Genomic DNA, 2,139 nt, shown 5'->3' on the forward strand with positions numbered 1-2,139 from the left:
CAGCGAAGAAGGCAGCGGCTCCAGCGAAGAAGGCAGCGGCTCCAGCGAAGAAGGCAGCGGCTCCAGCGAAGAAGGCAGCGGCTCCAGCGAAGAAGGCTGCGGCTCCAGCGAAGAAGGCTGCGGCTCCAGCGAAGAAGGCTGCGGCTCCAGCGAAGAAGGCTGCGGCTCCAGCGAAGAAGGCTGCGGCTCCCGTGGCAACCACGCTCAGCCCGAAAGCGGCTTGGCCCTTCCCGACGGCCACGAAGCCCTGAGCCACACAATCAACCGGCCAGCTGCGGTGCGCGGCTGCGTCGAGTGGACGCGCTTGTGCAGGGCGCCTCAAGGAGTCGAGGGCGCAGCCTGTGGCGGAACGGCTGCTACGCCCCCGCGCGAATCACAGGGAGGGGATTCCGTGCTGCCCTTGCAGAAAATCTGCCGGGAGTTGGTAGTTCTGGGGCCCTGCGCTGGCGATCTTGATGGCTCCGAGCCGGTTCCCCAAACGGGCGCAGGCTTCGACCGGCCACCCGCGCTCGAGCCCGTAGAGAAACGCCCCGCGCCACGCGTCGCCACAGCCGGTGGGGTCGACGATGGCGGTCGGTTTTTCGGCGGGCAGATGAACCGGCCCGCATCCTTCCGACCACATCTGGCAACCTTGGCCACCCAAGGTGACGACCAGCCCCTCGACGCGCCGGGCGATCTCGTCCAGCGTCCACCCGGTCCGCTCGCAGAGTACCTTCCCTTCGTAGTCATTGACCGTGACCCAGGACGCCTGCTCGACGAAGGTGCGCAATTCAGCCCCGTCAAACATCGGTAAGCCTTGGCCGGGGTCAAAAACGAAGCGGATGCCAGCATCGGCCATCTGTTGGGCGTGTTCGATCATCGCGGAGCGACCGTCGGGCGAAACGATGCCCAGAGCGACATCCCCCCGGCGCGGCACGGTTTGCTGGTTGGCGTAGGTCATGGCGCCAGGGTGAAAGGCGGTGATCTGGTTGTTGTCGCGGTCGGTCATGATCATCGCTTGCGCGGTGTAGCTGCCGGGGATTTCGCGGATCAAGGAGGTGTCGATCCCCAGGCCGCGCAAACGCGAGACATAGGCTTGCCCATCGGGGCCGACCGTCGCCATGGGCAGGGGATGTCCGCCCAAAAGTTTGAGGCTGTAGGCGATATTGCCGGCACAACCGCCGAAGTCGCGCCGCAGTTCGGGGACGAGGAAAGAAACGTTCAGGATGTGCAACTGATTGGGGAGGATCTGGTCCGAAAACCGCCCCTCAAAGCTCATGATCGAGTCGAATGCCAAAGAACCGCAGATCAGCGTGGTCATGGGTGAAAATCCAATGAGGGCAGGTCCCCCGCTTAGAGGCTGAGAGGGAATTGGGCGTGCCCGAAGGGGCGCCCCAAAACGCGCCCGAGTAGGCGCAAAGCACAGCCGTAGCTCGGGTTACGGCGCGCATTTGCAACGCCCTCGGGCGTGTTTTTGGGCGTCAAAGCGGGCATGACCAATTCCTTCTCAGCCTCTCAGAGGTAAAAGGCCAGCACCCGGTAGCCTGCCAGCGGACGAGCCGCACCGGCCCCGGCGGCCATCTCGAACACGATCCCGCCGCTCCAAGTCTCGGCAGCGGGCAGGGTGCGCGGCGCACCCAGGTCCTGGGGCGACAGCACGCGTCGCAGCGTGATCTGATCGCGCTCGTCGGTCAGCGTCAGTTCGACCCACGGCATCTGAACGTCCACGGCTGCGGTGTTGCGCAAGGCCAAGCGCAATTCATATTGGGCTCCGCGGACCTGGCGAATTCCCGAGGCTTCGATCAAGACCGCATCGGGAATTCGGGGCGAGTCGATCGTGCAGCCCAGCGCGAGACACAACCGCTCCATCCCGACTCGAACGCCCGGATCGATGGCGGCCAAGCGATCCCGTTGCTGGACCGCCACCTGCAGCGCGAGCAGTAGCGCCAGGAACAGCGCAAGCACCCGGAACCCCCAACGAACCCAAGGTCGATTCCAACGCGCGGTACGCTGCGCTTGACGGACGAACGAAGGGACGGGCTCAGGCTCAGGCTCAGGCTCAGGCTCAGGCTCAGGCTCAGGCTCAGGCTCAGGCTCAGGCTCAGGCTCAGGCTCAGGCTCAGGCTCAGGCTCAGGCTCAGGCTCAGGCTCAGGCTCAGG

2 protein-coding genes and 1 pseudogene are annotated in these 2,139 nt (G+C 65.3%); 1 reads left to right on the plus strand and 2 read right to left on the minus strand.

The window, feature by feature from the left end; genetic code table 11:
- Positions 1–251: pseudogene (locus tag EDC62_RS13170) on the plus strand (histone); the annotation flags it as partial.
- 122 nt (positions 252–373) lie between these two features.
- Here the strand turns inward: EDC62_RS13170 and EDC62_RS07745 are convergent.
- Positions 374–1,300: a carbohydrate kinase family protein gene (locus EDC62_RS07745; RefSeq protein WP_124222345.1), complete on the minus strand. Its 927-nt coding sequence runs from the start codon at positions 1,298–1,300 to the stop codon at positions 374–376.
- Between the two features lie 194 nt (positions 1,301–1,494).
- The coding region (locus EDC62_RS07750) for a DUF3426 domain-containing protein (RefSeq protein ID WP_211330956.1) at positions 1,495–2,139 on the minus strand (645 nt) is incomplete at its 5' end.

This window comes from Tibeticola sediminis, assembly GCF_003843835.1.
Classification (GTDB): domain Bacteria; phylum Pseudomonadota; class Gammaproteobacteria; order Burkholderiales; family Burkholderiaceae_C; genus Tibeticola; species Tibeticola sediminis.